Source organism: Chitiniphilus eburneus, assembly GCF_005048205.1.
GTDB lineage: Bacteria > Pseudomonadota > Gammaproteobacteria > Burkholderiales > Chitinibacteraceae > Chitiniphilus > Chitiniphilus eburneus.
Map to the genome: position 1 here is coordinate 134,327 of NZ_SUMF01000007.1, position 15,796 is coordinate 150,122.

Sequence of the window (15,796 nt, forward strand, 5' to 3'; positions counted from 1 at the left end):
ACAACGGGCGACAGGATGTATGCCCTACGGCTAGCCCGTATTGGCGAAAGCCATTGGTTATAACTATGCTTTGCAAAAAGCCGATCAGGCGAAGAACACATCCAACCAGGGGCAAATCATGAAATCCTTACGCGCCAAGTTGACGGCGTTCGTCGCCGTGCTCACGGTCGTGCTGACCGCCATCCTTACCGTCGCCATGTACAGTCGCATGCGCGTCGAGATCGTCGATCATGGCCTGACCAATGAAATCCGTGGCGTGGGCCAGGGCTATGAATCGATGCTCCGCACCTGGGTCCACGACAAGGAACTGATCGTCACCGCCCTGGGGCAATCGCTCAGCGCGGCCTCCGAACCAACCCCCGCGCTGCAACTGGCGGCCCAGGCCGCCGCATTCGACAGCGCCTATCTCGGCGCGCCGGACAAGCAGATGCACCAGAGCCGCCCCCTTGATCTACCACCCGATTACGACCCGACCAGCCGGCCGTGGTACCAGCAGGCGCTGGCCGCCAACCGAACCATCCTCACCCCGCCCTACGTCGATGCTTCCAGCAAACGGCTGATCTTCTCGTTCGCCACGCCAGTGAAGGCACCCGACGGCACGCTCAAGGGCGTGGCGGCAGCGGACATCTTCCTCGACGACGTGGTGAAGGATGTGCTCGCCATCAAGCTGACCGGCGACGGCAGCGCCTTTTTGCTGGGCGACGACGGTACGGTGCTCGCGCACGCCGACGGGCAATACATCCTGAAGCCCGCCACCGCCGTATCGCCTGCCTTGACACCGGACCTGCTGAAGTCGCTGGCGGCGACCCCGCGCCTGGAAGAACTCCAGATCGGCGGCGTGGACAAGTTCTTCTACCTGCAACCCGTAGCCGGCACTGGTCTTCAACTGGGGCTGGTGATCGATCGCGACAAGGCGTTGGCATCGTTGAATACGCTGCTGGTGCTGTGCATCGGCATCATGGTGGTGGTACTCGTGGTCGTGGTGCCGCTGGCCAGCCTGGTGGTGAACCGAATGCTGGTGGGGCTGTCGCGGCTGCGCAACGCGCTCAATGAAATCGCCCGCGGCGGCGGCGATCTGACCCGCAAGCTGGAGGTAAAAGGCGAGGACGAAATCGCCGAGGCGGCGGGCGCGTTCAACCGTTTTACCGACCAGTTACGCCAGATGTTCCGCGATATCCAGCAAGAGGCGGAGCGCCTCACCTCGGGCGTGCGCGATATCAACGACGTGGTGGCACAGCTTTCCGGCGACTCCGAGCGCCTGTCGGAGCTGGCGGCCGCCAACGGCGCCACCATCGAGCAGATCACGGTCAGCATCAGCCATATCGCCGACAGCGCGCGCGACGCCAACAACCTGGTGACCAGCACTGGCGCGCTATCGCGCGATTCAGCGGCCTCTGTCCAGGAGGTGGCCAGCGAAGTCGGCCGGTCGGCACAGGAGGTGGAAAACCTGGCCAACCTGCTCGAAGGCCTGTCGCGCCGCTCGCAGGACATCAGCGGCATCATCCAGGTGATCAAGGAAATCGCCGACCAGACCAACCTGCTGGCGCTGAATGCCGCCATCGAGGCGGCCCGCGCCGGAGAGCAGGGCCGTGGCTTTGCCGTGGTGGCCGATGAGGTGCGCAAGCTGGCCGAGCGCACCAGCCAGGCCACGGTGCAGATCACCGGCATGATCGAAGGCGTGCGCCACGAAAGCGAAGCAGCGGTCAGCAACATGCAGAAGACGCACGCCGCCGTGCACACCGGCGTGCAGCTTTCCACCGGCGCCGCCGGCAAGATCGCCGACATCCGCGGCAACATGGAAGAGATGATGCGCAAGATCGGCGACATCGCCGATGCCACCCGCGAGCAGCAGAACGCCACCACCGCCATGGCGCAGAGCGCGGAAAACATCACCAACCAGATGACTGAAACCGACGCCGCGCTACGGCAGGCCACCAATGCGGCCAACGAGTTGAACAAGCTGGCCACCTTCCTGCGGGAGATGTTCGGCAAATTCCGGCTTTGATGCGTTTTCTTACAAAATCAGGCGGCCTCGGCGAGGCCGCCTTTTTTTGTCCTCCCTACTGAACCCTCTCACCTGCTGCCTTGCAACGCGATATCCGTAGAATGTCTTTGTAGCAAGCGCGCCCGATCCAGCCCGGATCACCATCAGAAATCCCCTCTTTTGCTGAATAAATCCGACAGACGAGCATCAATGACAGTCTGTCAAAGTGTGGCTTGCATCCCCTCTTTCACCATTCACATGTAAGAAACAGTCTTCCGTTGCTATGACGGAAACAGCGCCGGCGTAAAAACCTGTTCCACGCATCGCGCGCCCAAGCCAAAGGTCGCAGAACCTTGAGGAGCCGGCAGGCAGTTACCGCGTTCGTCCCGAAGAACGCCCCGCCGGATCCACGCCGCCCGATGCGGTACGGCCTGAACAGGCTCGATGGGAATGGCTCGCCACATTCACGCCCTCGCCTGCGCCCCGATGGAGCCCCCGCGTTCCGCCCTCGCCCACGTGGCGAACCAAGCAAGGAGTCGAATAATGAACAGTTCCTCCCACACCGCTGCCCTCAACGCCATCGAGCCCGCCTTCCTCACCGACCGCATCGAACGCTATTACCGGGACCGCGTACGCGATAGCTGGGATGGCGGCCACATCATGCGCGGCCGTACCCCGGGCCGCGATGCGCTCCACCTCAGCAGCAACGACTACCTCGCCGTGGCCAACCATCCCAACATCGTCGCCGCCGAGATCGACAGCCTGCTCCAGCACGGCAATGGCGCGATGATGTCGGGGATCTTCCTGTTCGGCGATGCGCCGCAACTCAAGCTGGAAGCCGAATTCGCCGCCTACATGCAGGCGGAAAGCGGCGTGCTGTGCCAGTCGGGCTACAACGCCAATGTGGGCCTGTTGCAGGCCATCGCCAGCGAACGCACCCCGGTCTATGTGGACATGTTCGCTCACATGTCGCTGTGGGAAGGCATCCGCAGCGCCGGCGCCCAGGGTGTCGCCTTCCACCACAACGACATGGATCACCTGGCGCGGCAACTGCACCGCCACGGGCCGGGCGTGATCCTGGTCGATTCGGTCTACAGCACGCGCGGCGACATCTGCCCGCTGCGCGAACTGGCGACGCTGGCACACGAGCATGGCTGCGTGCTGGTGGTGGACGAATCGCATTCGCTGGGCACGCACGGTCCGCAAGGTGCGGGGCTGGTGGTGGAACTGGGCCTGACCGAGCTGGTGCATTTCCGCACCGCCAGCCTGGCGAAGGCATTCGCCGGCCGTGCCGGCTTCATCGCATGCTCCGCGCGCTTTGCCGAATACTTCAAGTTCGAGGCGAACCCGGCCATTTTCAGTTCGACGTTGCTGCCGCACGAGGTCGCGGGACTGGCGGCGACGCTGAAGGTGATCCGCGAGGAAGACTGGCGGCGGACCCGGTTGCACGCCCACGCCCGCACATTGCGCACAGCACTGGACGCGCTGGGTTACAACCTGAACGACAGTCAGAGCCAGATCATCGGGCTGGAAGCCGGCACCGAGCGCCAGACCATCGTACTGCGGGACGCGCTGGAATCGCGCGGCATCTTCGGTTCGGTGTTCTGCGCACCGGCCACGCCCAGGCATCGGGCGCTGATCCGCCTGTCGGTCCATGCGGCGCTGGATGAAGTGGCGCTGGCACGCATCGTCGCCGCCTGCCGCGATCTGCGCGAAGAAGTGGGCTTCCAGGACTGGGCCTCGACGCGCCGCCGTGTGCGGGACAGCGCGACATTGCGCAACGTCGCTTAACGTCGGCCTCGAGGTGACCGCCGTGGCGGGCAGCCAGCGACATCAGGCGCCCGGCAAGACCGGGCGCGCTCCGCCACGTCGCGCCAGACCAGCGTTTTCCGATTCAAGCCGCCCTCGCCGCCGCGAGGGCGGGTTGGCTGGTTCGATCTGCGAGCCGCAGGCCTGTGCGCGATGGTGAAGCGGTTTCGGGCCCTGCCCCTGAAAGGATTTTGCAACGCGGCATAGGCATGCCTTGCTGCATGCCCTGCTTCCTTGCACCTGCACTGCAATGCCTCAGCCCGCGCAGTCCAGTCGTTCCAGGTGGCGGCGGTAAGAGCGCACCACCTCGCGCCGTACGCCGGCGGGGCGCGGAATCAGCGCGTGGTAGTACACATCGCGGCCCTGGAACTCCTCGGCGGGATACAGGGCCGCCATCCAGTTGCCGTCACCCTGGCCAGGCAGCCATTGCGCACCCCGGTACAGCAGGCCACTGCCACGGCGCAGCGCCTCCAGCACCTGCGATGGCGCGCCGAGGTCGAAGGCTTCATCGTGCTGGGCCACCAGATCCTCTTCCGACAGCACCACCAGCAACTGGGCGTTGGCGTCCGCATCCAGCAACAGCAGGCCGCCCGGATCGGCATGGACATAGTGCTCGACGATCCCGAGGCGCCGGCACAGCGCGGCAAACCAGCCGCTGAATGCCTCGTCGCGCAGGAAGGCATGGGAGTCGAGCGCCAGCGCGTTGGCCAGCGGCTGGGTCAGATCGCGGAAATACGCCTGTTGCAGCGCCTGGATATCCTGAGACAGCCGCGCCACCAGATCGGGCGCCTGCTTGGGCAGGAAACGGTCGATCAAGCCCTGGTTGAAGGCCTGGACCGCGAGCTTTTCGTCGGCCTTGCCGGTGAGCAGGATCTTCTTCACCGCCGGATCACGCACGTGGCGGCAGTATTCCAGCCCATCCAGGCCAGGCATGGCGTAATCGATCACCAGCACCGTCACCTGATCGAAGCGGTTCGGGTTGTAGACCTCGCGCAGCACGCGCTCCAGGTCGAACTCGATCAACCGCTGCCCCGGCGCGGGACGTTCCTGGAACTGGAACAGTGAGCAATAGCGCGCCACCAGCGCCGACGCGGGCGCGGTGCGATTCAGTTCGGCAAGCGAGACCAGAGGGTTGCTGTGAAGCTGGCAAGCCAGATCGGGATCGAGCGCCAGCGCAAGGTTGGCAAGGTAGTTGGCGTTGTCGTCGATGAACACCACGCTACTGGGAAAGTAGAACGGAACGATATCGCGCGGTTTGATCACTTGGGCACGGCCACCGGCAGCGTGATGGTGAAGCGGGTGTAGTCGCCCAGCCTGGATTCGCACTCGATCCGCCCATTGAACGAGCGGATCACGCCACGACAGAACGCCAGCCCCATGCCCGCGCCACGTACATCGGCATCCTGATCATCCGCACCGCCCCGCGAGTAATAGGCGTCGAAGATATGCGGCAGCACCTCCGGCGCCACGCCCACGCCACCATCCTCGATGCTGAACTGGCCGGTACCATCCGCCAGCTGCGTCACCTTCAGCGCAATCCCGCCCTTGCCGGCTTTGGCGATGTGATGCAGCGCGTTCTTCAACAGATTGAATAGCACGTGCACCATCAGCAGTTCGGTACCCCGAAACGTGAAATCCTGCTCCACCCGCGTGCGGACCACTCCACGCTCCTCCTGGGTGAAGGGGTAGCGCGTCAGCGCCACCTCCAGGCATCGCTCCATGCTGCACGGGTAAAGCCGCACCGGCGACACGCCCTGCGGGCGGGCATTCATCAGCAGTATGTCGATCATGGTGCTGGAATAATCCACCTCGGCCTCGATCCGGCCCAGCACATTGCGCAACGAATCGAGATGCGATGCGCGCAACGCCGGCACCGGCAGGCCATGGCGCACCGCCTGCACATAACCATCCACCAGCGTGGGCAGATGTTGCGCCGCGCCGGCCGCGCCGGTCTTGATACCGAGCAGCGGCGTGCGCAGTTCATGCGCGATCGAGCTGGCGATGGACAGCATCGCGCGGGAGCGTTCCTGCTTGATCATCTCGTCGCTGTAATTGGCCGCGCCGCCCAGCACCAGCGCAAACAGCAGGATGGGAATGTACTGCGCGTTGAGCGGATCGAACGCGATGCCGTGGCCGGTGAGCATGAACAGCGCCACCGCCAGCAGCGTGCCCAGACAGGCGTGGATCGCCAGCGTCAGCCAATCGTGCGCCAGGATCATCACGAACACGGCTGCCAGCGCGGACATCGCCCAGGCCGGCTCGCCCCCGTTCATCAACAGCATGTAAACGAAGAAGAACGGCAGCGCCAGCAAAGTGGCGATCCACCAGTAGATCGGCAGGTAGCGCTTGAGCGGACGTGGCCACCAGCGGGCCAGCATCACCGGAATGAACAGCAGGCTGCCGACCAGGCGTAGCGGCAGGTTTTCGTAGGGTTGCGGGTACAGGTAATGCCAGACGACGTAGTAGAGCGGGAAGCCGATCACCGCCACCAGGCCGAAAATGAAAAAGCGCGGGCCGAGGTAGCGCACATTGTCCGCTACGCGACCAAATACTTTGCTACTCCCTGATTTCATTGTTCTGGTCTGTCCTATCCCCGTGCACCAGGCCGCGCCCCACGCTGGCCCGTCGAATATCGATGCCCACGCCGTGCACGGGCGGTGGCGATCGCAAGCATAGCCGCTTGCAGGGTGTTGAGGCCAGCGCCGCTGACTTCCCAGGTAATGCCGACAACGGTATTCCCGATGGTTTCTTTCGCTTCGATAGGGGTATTCGAGCCATATGGCCGCAAGCGGATGCCGGTCGCCCCACCCTCCGAACACGGCAAGCAAGGCATATTGCTACGCTGACCGTGGATTTTCCCACGTCTGTCGGCCAGTGCCCGGCGCTGCCCATCTTCCATGGCATGGCCCGCCATCCGGCCTGCCCGTGCCGATGGTCAACGCACCAGATACCGCGGCGCTGACATCCGATGGTTGCCAGGATCGCACCGGAGTGACTTGGCCCCTCGGCTGGCGTGACATCGCAAGCTTGCGCAGGGTGAATCCGCGTTTGTCGGGGGCCCTTCGATGTCCAGCTGCGTCGTGCGGCCTTGGAGATGAACGCTTGATCGCACCCATGGCGAGGTTGATTCCACATACAGCCGGCTGGTATCAGCGATACTCGGCTCAGGCTCGACTTGGCCACCACGTTTCTCGATGCGCCGCTATCGATTCAAATTTTCCACAGCCGCAATGAGCGCGCTCATAAAGTCGCTCAACTTCACTCTTGTATGCATCGCCCCTTTTTGCGCGGGGTCCGGAAAGGAAATCGAGATTGAATCTCTGCCATCGTCTCTATCCAGAAGCAGAAGAAAATTTCCATCAAAATGAAGTTCGGCCACCAAGTGCTCAAACGCTGGGTCGCTGAAAATGGTTGTGCCCCACCCTTCTTCCATACCCCCTCCAAAACACGTATCAACCATCTTGCGTCACGTCCCAAAATTCCTTGGTATCTAACCTTTTATCGCTACAAATTTGTGAGCGCCTGAAAACCAGAAAACATGGTCCGACCAGTTTCAATTTTTCGCTTTTTTCAGGCCGTCTGGTCCATCAAGCGCCGTGATCAACAGCAGCAAACCCGTCCTTTGCCCTTAGGGCGTGTCGTCACCTGTTTCACGACAGCGTTCGATGCAGTTCGGGATGCCATGCCAGGAGCTGGACGCGCGGCGGTATGGATACCGCAAGCGGCCTGCGACGCCGCGCGGCGCCCGAAATGTACCGAACCCGCAGGGCTGGGCCGAAAAAACACCATCCACCGCGTTGCACTCCTTGCCAATAACCGGTTATTGCCTGCGTCGTGCGCCTGGTGCCTGGTGCTTTTTCGGCCCAGCGCTGCCGCGAAACAGGTGACGACACGCCCTAAATACTCGGCCGCGTCATCTGCAACGGTACGATCCAGCGCGTGTACTCGTCTTCGGTCAGGTAACCCAGCGACAGCGCGGCGGCTTTGAGCGTGGAGCCTTCCTTGTGCGCTTTCTTGGCAATGGCGGCGGCGCGGTCGTAGCCGATGTGCCGGTTGAGGGCGGTAACCAGCATCAGGTTCTTGTCCAGGTTTTCGGCGATGCGTGGCAGGCTGGGCTCGATGCCGCGTGCGCAGTGCTCGTCGAATGCCAGGCAGGCATCGGCGAGCAATTCAATGCTTTCCAGCACGTTGTGCACCATCACCGGCTTGTAGACATTCAACTGGAAATTCCCCTGGCTGCCGGCAAAGGCCACCGTCGCGTCGTTGCCGAACACCTGGGCGCAGACCATGGTCATGGCTTCGCACTGCGTCGGGTTCACCTTGCCCGGCATGATCGACGAGCCCGGTTCGTTTTCCGGGATTTCATATTCGCCTATGCCGCAGCGCGGGCCGCTGGCCAGCCAGCGTACGTCGTTGGCCATCTTGAACAGGCCACCGGCCAGCGTGCGCAGCGCCGCCGACACCTGCACCAGCGCATCGTGCGCCGATAGCGCGAAGAACTTGTTGGGCGCATCGAGGAAGGACTGACGCGTCAGCGCGGCGATGTGTGTGGCGGTGCGCTGTCCGAACTCGGGGTGCGAGTTGAGCCCGGTGCCGACCGCCGTACCGCCGATGGCCAGTTGCAGCACGCCGGGCAACGCGCCGCGCACGGCGGCCAGGCCGAAGTCGATCTGCGCCACCCAGGCGCCGATTTCCTGGCCAACGGTGATCGGCGTGGCGTCCTGCAAATGGGTACGACCGGTCTTCACCACGTCGGCATGGTCTTCCGCCTTGCGTGCCAGCGTATCGCGCAGCCGTTCCACCGCCGGCAACAGGCACGCGTGCGCCTGCTCCACCACAGCGATGTGCATGGCGGTGGGAAACGTGTCGTTGGAACTCTGCCCACGGTTGACGTGATCGTTGGGGTGCACCGGCGTCTTGCTGCCCAGCACGCCACCGGCCAGTTCGATGGCGCGGTTGGCGATCACCTCGTTGGCGTTCATGTTCGATTGCGTGCCGGAGCCGGTCTGGAACACCACCAGCGGAAAGTGCGCATCCAGCGTGCCGGCGATCACTTCGTCCGCGGCCTCCACGATCAGCCGGGCAATCTCCGGCGGCAGTTCGCCCAGTTCTGCGTTGGCTTCGGCAGCGGCGCGCTTGAGCACGCCCAGCGCGCGGATCATGGGGCGCTGCCAGCGAAAGCGCGCCACTCCGATCGGGAAGTTGATGATGGAGCGCTGCGTTTGCGCCCCCCAGTAGCGATCGGCCGGCACATCGATGGCACCCATCGAATCGGTTTCGCAGCGAACGGACATGGCTGACTCCTTTGAAAGCGCTTCCCACGCAAACTTTCCACCGCTTGGCGTGAATCCATACAAAATCTGTAACCAATCGGCCGGCGACTCACGTGGTGCTGACTAAGATGAGAAGCATTCTGCCATGTGTGGGAATGCCATGCCCCTTTCCTCCTCTTCCGAGTTACCCGACTGCGATGCGCTGCTGCCACAGGTGTTGTCAGCGCTGCCGGTGGGCGTGGCGATCATGGATCGCACGCTGCGCTATCGCTACCTGAACCCGCTGCTGGCGCAGAGCAACGGCGCCACGGTGGAAGCGCACCTGGGCCATACCGTGAGCGAGATGTTGCCCTCGCTGGCGCCCACGATCCTGCCATTGCTGCGCAAGGTGCTCGATCTGGGCGAGCCGCTGCGCGATCTGGCCATCAGCGGCGAAAGCATCATGCCGGGACGGCTCAGGCAGTGGCTGGCAGATTACCTGCCGCTGCGCGACGCCGATGGCAACGTGGCCGGCGTGCTGACCGTGGTGCGCGATGTAACCGATCAGCGCGAGGCGCGCCAGGCCGCGCTGGAGAACGAGCGCCAGCTACGCGGTATCCTCGACAATCTCACCGCCTACGTTGGCCTGCTGGCGCTGGACGGCACGCTACTGGAAGTGAACCGCGCCCCGCTGGAGGCCGGTGGACTGGACCGCGACGACGTCCGCGGTCGCAAGCTATGGGACACCGGCTGGTGGCGCGACGATACGCACGAGCAGGAACAATTGCGCGAAGCGGTGCGGCGCGCGGCACAGGGCGAGCCGCAGCGCTTCGACAGCATGGTGCACATGGCCGGCGATACCCGCGCCGTCATCGACTTCATCCTTGCACCGTTGTTCGATGCCGACGGCAATGTCACCCACCTGATCCCGTCCGGTACCGACATCACCGCGCGCAAGATCGGCGAGGCGGCATTGCGGCTATCCGAGCAGCGCTTTCGCCAGGTGGTGGAAAACGCACCGGACGGGCTGGCCATGGTGGACGAGCAAGGCCAGATCCTGCTGGTGAACGCCGGCATCGAGCGCATGTTCCGCTACCGGCGTGAGCAACTGATCGGCTGTAACGTGATGGCGCTGATGCCCGAGCGCTACCGCGCGGCGCACCCGGCGTTGATGGCGGGCTTCATGCGCGACCCCAGCGCCCGCGACATGGCCGGCCGGCGCGAACTGTTCGCGCTACGTAGCGACGGCAGCGAGTTCCCGGTGGAGATCGGCCTGAATCCCATCCCCGGCGACGGCGGCCTGCGCGTGCTGGCCACCATCGTCGATGTCACCCGCCGCAAGGCCGACCAGGCCCAGCTGGAGCGCGCGCTGGCGGAAAAGACCGCCCTGCTCCAGGAGGTACACCACCGGGTGAAAAACAATCTCCAGGTCATCTCCAGCCTGCTCAGCCTGCAATCGCGCAGCGCCAGCGAAGAAGCGCGACGCGCGTTGGCCGAAAGCCAGAGCCGGGTGAAGGCGATGGCACTGATCCACCAGTTGCTTTACGAGCGGCACGACTTCTCACAGGTGGACATCGGGCTTTATCTCAAGCGGTTGTGCCGGCTGCTACAGGACACGCTGCACAAACATGGCGGGCCGGTGACGCTGGAACTCGCCACCAGCGGCAACGTCCTGCTCGACCTGCAACGCGCCGTGCCTTGCGGCCTGCTGATCAACGAACTGGTCACCAACGCCTTCAAGCACGCTTTTCCGGCCGGGCGCGAAGGCCGCATCGGCGTGCGGCTGTCGGGGGAGCCGGCAGGGGACGCCCGGCTGGTGGTGGAAGACAACGGGGTCGGGCTGCCCGATGGCATCGAACAGGGCGGCGGCTCGCTCGGCTTTCAACTGATTCCGCTGCTGGTGGACCAGCTCGGCGGCGAACTGGTCATCGAACGCGGTGACGGCACGCGTTTCGTGGTGACCTTCCAACCGGACGGAGGCGCCGCATGAACCCACGCATCATGATCGTCGAGGATGAACGCATCGTCGCGCTCGACCTGAAGCACAGCCTGGAATTCCTCGGCTACCAGGCCGTCGGCGTCCACGCCAGCGGCGAGGACGCCATCGCCCACATCCCCACGCAGCAGCCCGACCTGGTGCTGATGGACATCAACCTCGGCCCCGGCATGGACGGCACCGAGGCCGCGCTCGTCATCAACGCCGAGCACAAGGTGCCTATCGTCTTCCTCACCGCCTACGCCGAGGAAAAGACGTTGTCCCGGGCCGAGCGCAGCATGCCCTACGGCTACCTGCTCAAGCCCTACGAGCTGCGCGAACTGGACGCCACGCTGCGCATGGCACTGGCCCGCCGCCAGGCCGAACTGGAAGTCGAACATGCCGAGGAACGGCTGCGGCTGGCAATGGACGCCGCCGCGCTGGGCGTCTGGGAATGGGATCCGCAATCGGACGATTTCCAGTGGCAAGGACACCTGGAAGGCATTCTCGGCGGCCGGCCGCGCTTCTTGCGCGGCGAACAGGATGCCTTCCTCGATTTCATCCACGAAGAGGATCGCCCCGCCGTCGCCGCACAACTGGCGGAGAACGACGTTGTCAGCAGCACGGTGCGCATGCGCCAGCCCGACGGCAGCCTGGGCTGGATCGAGCTGTACGCCAAGCGCTACGCCGAGCACGACCGCACCCGCGTGATCGGCGTGGTGCGCGATGTGACCGAACGGCATCGCAACGAAGAACGGCTGCGCCAGGCCAACGTGGTGTTCCAGACCACCGGCGAAGGGGTACTGATCACCGACCCGCAGCACCGCGTGATCGCCACCAATCCCGCCTTCAGCCTGCTGACCGGCTACGCGGCGGAGGACATCTACGGCTTCGACCCCGACAACTTCCTCCACGCACGGCGGCATAGCGACCACTTCTACCCGCGGCTGCTGGAAACGCGGCAGGGCTACTGGCATGGCGAAGTCACCTGCCTGCGGCGCGACGGCACGCCTTTCCCCGCCTGGGAGCATGTCTGCGCAGTGCGCGACGAACGCGGCGAGCTGCGCAACTTCATCATCACGTTCTCCGACATCAGCGAAATCCGCCAGGCCGAGGAACAGATCAACCACCTGGCCTACCACGATGCGCTGACCGGCCTGGGCAACCGCCATCAGTTGGCGGCGCGGCTGGATACCGAACTGGAACGTGCGCAACTGTCGCGCCAGCCGGTGGCGGTGATGTTCATCGACCTGGACGGCTTCAAGCTGGTGAACGACACGCTCGGTCATGCCGCCGGCGACATCCTGCTCCAGACCGTGGCGCGCCGGATCAAGGGCTCGCTCCGCCGTACCGACATCGCCATCCGCCTGGGCGGCGACGAATTCGTCGTCATCGTACCCGACGCGCGCCGGCTGGAGGACTACGCCGCGCTGGCGGAAAAACTGCTGGAAGCCGTACGCGAGGTGATCGAACTGCGTGACGAACGGCTGAGCATTTCGGCCAGCATCGGCATCGCCGTATTCCCCGACAACGGCACCGACAGCCAGACCCTGCTCAAATCTGCCGACAACGCCATGTACGACGCCAAGATGCGCGGCCGCAACCGCGTCGCCTTCTACTCGCCGGACATGGCCGAGCGCGCCCACGAACGCATGGCGATGGAGCAAGGTCTGATGCAGGCGCTGAAGACCGATGCGCTGCACCTGCACTACCAGCCAGTGATCAGCCTGGCGGACGGAAAGCTGGTCGGCGTGGAAGCCCTGCTGCGCTGGCATCACCCCGAACTGGGGCAGGTGCCGCCCGCCCGCTTCATCCCGGTGGCGGAGGAAAGCGGCCTGATCGATCGCATCGGCGCCTGGGTATTGCGTCAGGCATGCAGGCAGGCACTGGCCTGGCAACAGGCCGGCCACCCGCCGCTGCGCATGGCGGTGAACGTGTCGGTACGACAACTGGCGCAGGATCACCTGGTGGAAAACGTGGCCGCAGTATTGGCCGAAACCGGGCTGGCGCCCGAATGCCTGGAACTGGAAATCACCGAAACCGCCATCCAGTCGATCGAACACAGCCGTGAACGGCTGCGGCAACTGAAGGCGCTGGGGGTCATGCTGGCCATCGACGACTTCGGCACCGGCTTTTCATCGCTGAGCCTGCTCAAGCACCTGCCCATCGACCGCATCAAGATCGACCGCTCCTTCGTCATGGGGCTGCCGGACGACGGCAACGATGCCGCCATCACCCAGGCCATCATCGCGCTGGCGCAGAACCTGAAGATGGCGCTCACCGCCGAAGGCATCGAATCGCCCGAGCAACTGACATTCCTGCAACGCCAGGGCGTGGAAGACGCGCAAGGCTACCTGTTCAGCCGCCCGCAACCACCGCAAGCACTGGAGAGCCTGCTGCACACCCGGCAATGGCAGTCGATGCAGTAAACCTGATCCGGACGGGACCGCCCGGCATGCCACCATCCCCGCCATGGCCGGCGTCGGCCGGCAACCAAGCGCCCGTCCGGCGCAAAGCGCCTAGCGCGGCCCGCGCGAATCACCCCCGGATGTGATAAGCTGCCGCGCTTGGCGCTAGCGGCTTATCCATCCGTCAAGCCGTTGATTAAAATACATTTTTACCTACCGTCATGCCTACCGGCGCAACGTCCGCCGACCGTGTGGCGGCAGGCGCCCGCAGATCGATGACCAAGTCTTCCACGCCTTCCTCCCCGACCACCCAATCCGGCGTCAAGCGCTTTCGTCGCATGCTCGCCTGGGGCTTCGCCACCCTGGTGGTCACCGTCATGAGCGTGACCGGCGCCCAGGCGCCGCTGCGGCTGTTGCTGGGCGTAGCCGCCTGGTTGCTGCCGCCCGTGCTGGCCTGTGCCACATGGCGGACCTGGCGCGGACACCGCGCCCTGGCGCCGCAGCGCTGGCAATGGCTGGGCGCGCTGGTATTGCTGCTCGGCCTGGCCAGCGGCGAGTTCCTGCTGCACGGCACGCCTGTACTCGGTGAATGGTTGACACTGGGTGCCCGGCCGCCCGCGCCCTTCGGCGCACTGGCGCTGCTATGCCTGGGCATCGGCGCCGGTGTGCCGCTGCTGGCCCGTCGCCGTTGGCCGGATATCCTCGAAGCCCTTGGCGGCGCCGTGGAGCGTCCCGGCACCCTGCTGACGCATGGCCGGGCCCGACTGGCACGCTGGCGGGCCGAACATCGCGCCGCCGTCATCCATACCGCCATGCGGATCGACACCGACGAAAGCGCCGAGGAAACCGCCCCACCGGCAACGGCCGCCCCCGAACCGGCGCCAAGCCCGGTCGAACCCGAGCGTCTGCGGGTACCGGTTGCGCAGGCTGCAATGGTCGAGGCCGCGCCAGCGCCGCAGCGGCCATCGCCGCGCCAGACCCTTGGGCCGATCGAGCCCAAAGCCGAACCACAGCCCGAGCCCCCGCCGGCCCCGCGCGACCTGCCCCGGCTGGAGATGTCGCAACTGCTGGACAACCTGCAACGCGCCGCGCGTCGTCGCCCCGCCAGCCCGCGCTCTGCACCGCAACCGCCGCAATCGCTGCCGGTGATCGATGCTTCCGAAATCCGCGCCCGGCTGCGGGAAATCCACGGTGAACGCGTACCGTCGGCGGGGCCGCTCAAATCGACCGCGCCCACCGCACCGATCCGCCCCACCATGGTCACGCAACCGGTGGTGATCCGGCATGTGCGCAAACCACCAGCCGGGCCCGCACCCGACACCACCAGCAGCGCGCCGCCACAACCCGCGCGCGCCATTCCCGTCGCCACCGTGACGCAAGCGCCGGCAGCCGCGCCCCCCGTACGGACAGCCGCGCCACTCCCCGCAGCCCCCACCACCGGCCAGCAGCCGACGCGCGATCTGTTGCCGGCCAACGCAGCAGTCACCCCGGTCGCCGCCCCCCTGCTGGCAGTCGCCACCCAACCGCCACGCCTGACGGAGCCCGCGACAACCGTAGCGCCACCAACGCCCCAACCCGCACCGTGGCAGGCACAACCAAGCGTGTTCGAGCTGCAACCGATCGAAATCATCGATATACCGCCACTACCCGCTGAGCCCGAACTTGAACCCGAGCAGGATTTCGCAGCCATGCCGGCGTGGCAGGCGGTGGACATCGACGAGGCACCCATGGCCAGGATTGCCCCTGTGCTCATCGCGCCCGACCGGCCCCCAGCCATCGAACCCGTCGTCGGGATGCCAGCCATCGATGTCGCACCCAGCGCAGGCGATGCGCCGTGGCTGGAGCCCGCCACGCAGGCCCTGGCGCCAGCGGTCCCTGCACCACGCGCCGAGCCGCGCCATTACGACGACACCATCTTGCCGCCGCTTTCCTTGCTGCATCCGCCCGAGCAGGTGGTTGCTGTCTCGATGAGCGAAGAAGAACTGCTGGAGCGCAGCATCGTCATCGAAGAAAAACTGGCCGAATTCAAAGTGAAGGTGCGCGTGCTGGACGCCTGTGCCGGACCGGTGATCACCCGCTACGAGGTGGAGCCCGCCGTCGGCGTGCGCGGCGCGCAGATCGTCAACCTGATGAAGGACCTGGCCCGCGCACTGGGGCTGGTATCGATCCGTGTGGTCGAAACCATTCCCGGCAAGACCTGCATGGGCATGGAACTACCCAATCCGACCCGGCAGATGATCCGCCTTTCCGAAATCTTCTCATCCGCCGAATTCAGCGAAGGCCATTCCAGGCTGACCATGGCGCTGGGCAAGGACATCACCGGCAAGCCCATCGTCACCGACCTGGCCAAGGCCCCGCACATGCTGGT

9 protein-coding genes are annotated in these 15,796 nt (G+C 65.1%); 5 read left to right on the top strand and 4 right to left on the bottom strand.

Features of this window, described 5'->3' with window-relative positions; genetic code table 11:
- The first annotated feature begins 118 nt into the window (after positions 1-118).
- Together FAZ21_RS08990 and cqsA are read left to right on the top strand one after the other, a co-directional pair.
- Positions 119-2,005 (top strand): methyl-accepting chemotaxis protein, encoded by a 1,887-nt coding sequence (locus tag FAZ21_RS08990; RefSeq protein WP_136773103.1) that lies wholly within the window; start codon positions 119-121, stop codon positions 2,003-2,005.
- Positions 2,006-2,527: 522 nt separating this feature from the next.
- The gene (gene cqsA, locus FAZ21_RS08995; protein WP_136773104.1) at positions 2,528-3,775 is read left to right on the top strand and encodes an alpha-hydroxyketone-type quorum-sensing autoinducer synthase; all 1,248 of its coding nucleotides are present in this window, start codon (positions 2,528-2,530) and stop codon (positions 3,773-3,775) included.
- 273 nt (positions 3,776-4,048) lie between these two features.
- Here the strand turns inward: cqsA and FAZ21_RS09000 are convergent, their stop codons facing one another.
- From FAZ21_RS09000 to fumC, 4 genes are all read right to left on the bottom strand, one after another.
- The gene (locus FAZ21_RS09000) at positions 4,049-5,056 is read right to left on the bottom strand and encodes a response regulator (RefSeq protein WP_136773106.1); all 1,008 of its coding nucleotides are present in this window, start codon (positions 5,054-5,056) and stop codon (positions 4,049-4,051) included.
- Positions 5,053-6,366 carry a sensor histidine kinase gene (locus FAZ21_RS09005; protein WP_136773108.1) on the bottom strand — a complete coding sequence of 438 codons (1,314 nt, stop codon included), beginning with the start codon at positions 6,364-6,366 and terminating at the stop codon, positions 5,053-5,055. Before FAZ21_RS09005 ends, FAZ21_RS09000 begins: the two co-directional genes overlap by 4 nt.
- A gap of 629 nt (positions 6,367-6,995) precedes the next feature.
- Positions 6,996-7,226, bottom strand: coding sequence for a hypothetical protein (locus FAZ21_RS09010; RefSeq protein WP_136773110.1), 231 nt, complete (start codon positions 7,224-7,226; stop codon positions 6,996-6,998).
- A gap of 463 nt (positions 7,227-7,689) precedes the next feature.
- On the bottom strand, positions 7,690-9,087 hold the full coding sequence (gene fumC / locus FAZ21_RS09015) for a class II fumarate hydratase (protein WP_136773112.1): 1,398 nt from the start codon (positions 9,085-9,087) through the stop codon (positions 7,690-7,692).
- Between the two features lie 139 nt (positions 9,088-9,226).
- Between fumC and FAZ21_RS09020 the strand changes: the two genes are divergently transcribed.
- The 3 genes from FAZ21_RS09020 to FAZ21_RS09030 form a co-directional block, all read left to right on the top strand.
- Positions 9,227-11,035, top strand: a complete 1,809-nt coding sequence (locus FAZ21_RS09020; RefSeq protein WP_136773114.1) for a PAS domain-containing protein — start codon at positions 9,227-9,229, stop codon at positions 11,033-11,035.
- Entirely contained in the window at positions 11,032-13,449 is a 2,418-nt protein-coding gene (locus FAZ21_RS09025; protein ID WP_136773116.1) for a two-component system response regulator, read from the top strand. The genes FAZ21_RS09020 and FAZ21_RS09025 overlap by 4 nt, the downstream gene beginning before the upstream one ends.
- Positions 13,450-13,703: 254 nt before the next feature.
- Positions 13,704-15,796, top strand: a 2,093-nt coding sequence (locus FAZ21_RS09030) for a DNA translocase FtsK (protein ID WP_281279749.1), incomplete at its 3' end; no start/stop codon positions are given.